This is a genomic window from Mesorhizobium sp. CA10 (assembly GCF_020165285.1).
Classification (GTDB): domain Bacteria; phylum Pseudomonadota; class Alphaproteobacteria; order Rhizobiales; family Rhizobiaceae; genus Mesorhizobium.
This window is the reverse complement of sequence record NZ_JAIUHV010000029.1, coordinates 1-2,500: the sequence shown is the minus strand read 5'-3', so window position 1 is coordinate 2,500 and position 2,500 is coordinate 1. Positions and strand designations below refer to the sequence as shown.

The following is a 2,500-nucleotide window of genomic DNA, read 5'->3' as shown; positions in this document are numbered from 1 at the left end:
TGGGAGGACCACCTTCCAAGCCTAAGTACTCGTGCATGACCGATAGCGAACTAGTACCGTGAGGGAAAGGTGAAAAGCACCCCGACAAGGGGAGTGAAAGAGTACCTGAAACCGATTGCCTACAAACAGTGGGAGCCCGCAAGGGTGACCACGTACCTTTTGTATAATGGGTCAGCGACTTAGTGTGACGAGCAAGCTTAAACCGGTAGGTGTAGGCGCAGCGAAAGCGAGTCTGAACAGGGCGTTCAGTTCGTCGCATTAGACCCGAAACCGAGTGATCTAGCCATGAGCAGGTTGAAGGTAAGGTAACACTTACTGGAGGACCGAACCCATAACTGTTGCAATAGTTCGGGATGACTTGTGGCTAGGGGTGAAAGGCCAATCAAACTCGGAAATAGCTGGTTCTCCGCGAAATCTATTTAGGTAGAGCGTCGACCGAATACCCCAGGGGGTAGAGCACTGGATGGGCTAGGGGTCCTCACCGGATTACCAAACCTAACCAAACTCCGAATACCTGGGAGTACTAGTCGGCAGACACACGGCGGGTGCTAACGTCCGTCGTGAAAAGGGAAACAACCCTGACCTACAGCTAAGGTCCCCAAGTTATGGCTAAGTGGGAAAGGATGTGAGGATCCCAAAACAACCAGGATGTTGGCTTAGAAGCAGCCATCATTTAAAGAAAGCGTAACAGCTCACTGGTCTAAATAAGGGTCTTTGCGCCGAAAATGTAACGGGGCTAAAGCCATACACCGAAGCTTAGGGTTCGTGAGCAATCACGAGCGGTAGCGGAGCGTTCTGTAAGCTGATGAAGCCGTACCCGTGAGGGGCGGTGGAGGTATCAGAAGTGCGAATGCTGACATGAGTAACGTAAGGGGAGTGAGAGACTCCCCCGCCGAAAGACCAAGGGTTCCTGCTTAAAGTTAATCTGAGCAGGGTTAGCCGGCCCCTAAGACGAGGCGGAAACGCGTAGTCGATGGGAACCACGTTAATATTCGTGGGCCTGGAGGTAGTGACGGATCACACAAGTTGTCCAATCTTATCGGATTGAAAGGGCAGCGGAGTGGTTCCAGGAAATAGCTCCTCCTTATAGACCGTACCCGAAACCGACACTGGTGGTCAGGTAGAGTATACCAAGGCGCTTGAGAGAACTATGCTGAAGGAACTCGGCAAATTGCACGCGTAACTTCGGAAGAAGCGTGACCCTTTTCTGCGCAAGCAGAGGAGGGTGGCACAGACCAGGGGGTAGCGACTGTTTATCAAAAACACAGGGCTCTGCGAAGCCGCAAGGCGACGTATAGGGTCTGACGCCTGCCCGGTGCTGGAAGGTTAAGAGGAGGGGTGCAAGCTCTGAATCGAAGCCCCAGTAAACGGCGGCCGTAACTATAACGGTCCTAAGGTAGCGAAATTCCTTGTCGGGTAAGTTCCGACCTGCACGAATGGCGTAACGACTTCCCCGCTGTCTCCAGCATAGACTCAGTGAAATTGAATTCCCCGTGAAGATGCGGGGTTCCTGCGGTTAGACGGAAAGACCCCGTGCACCTTTACTATAGCTTTACATTGGCATTCGTAGTGGCATGTGTAGGATAGGTGGTAGGCTTTGAAGCCTGGGCGCCAGCTCAGGTGGAGCCACCCTTGAAATACCACCCTTATCACTATGGATGTCTAACCGCGGCCCGTTATCCGGGTCCGGGACAATGTATGGTGGGTAGTTTGACTGGGGCGGTCGCCTCCTAAAGAGTAACGGAGGCGCGCGATGGTGGGCTCAGAACGGTCGGAAATCGTTCGCTGAGTGCAATGGCATAAGCCTGCCTGACTGCGAGACTGACAAGTCGAGCAGAGACGAAAGTCGGTCATAGTGATCCGGTGGTCCCGCGTGGAAGGGCCATCGCTCAACGGATAAAAGGTACGCCGGGGATAACAGGCTGATGACCCCCAAGAGTCCATATCGACGGGGTTGTTTGGCACCTCGATGTCGACTCATCGCATCCTGGGGCTGGAGCAGGTCCCAAGGGTATGGCTGTTCGCCATTTAAAGCGGTACGTGAGTTGGGTTCAGAACGTCGTGAGACAGTTCGGTCCCTATCTGCCGTGGGTGTAGGAATATTGAAAGGATCTGTCCCTAGTACGAGAGGACCGGGATGGACGGATCTCTGGTGGACCTGTTGTGGCGCCAGCCGCATTGCAGGGTAGCTATATCCGGACGGGATAACCGCTGAAGGCATCTAAGCGGGAAACCCACCTTGAAACGAGTATTCCCTGAGAACCGTGGAAGACGACCACGTTGATAGGCCGGGTGTGGAAGAGCGGCAACGCTTGAAGCTTACCGGTACTAATAGTTCGATAGGCTTGATCGTTCTCATTACTTATATCCATCCGACAAGTCGGATGGTCTACCAGCGCTCACGCATGAGCGGCCCCTTCGGGGCCTATGCTCCGCGAGGGCGCCGGACGACCGGCGACGCGCAGTCGCGCTTGCGGGCTTCGCCCGTATGCAAAACGCA

The 2,500-nt window shown here is 54.4% G+C and carries 1 rRNA gene (cut by a window edge); it reads left to right on the top strand.

Annotated features, from left to right (window positions below):
* A 23S ribosomal RNA gene (locus LB535_RS28700) occupies positions 1–2,353 on the top strand; it begins 471 nt to the left of the window's first position.
* Positions 2,354–2,500: the final 147 nt, after the last annotated feature.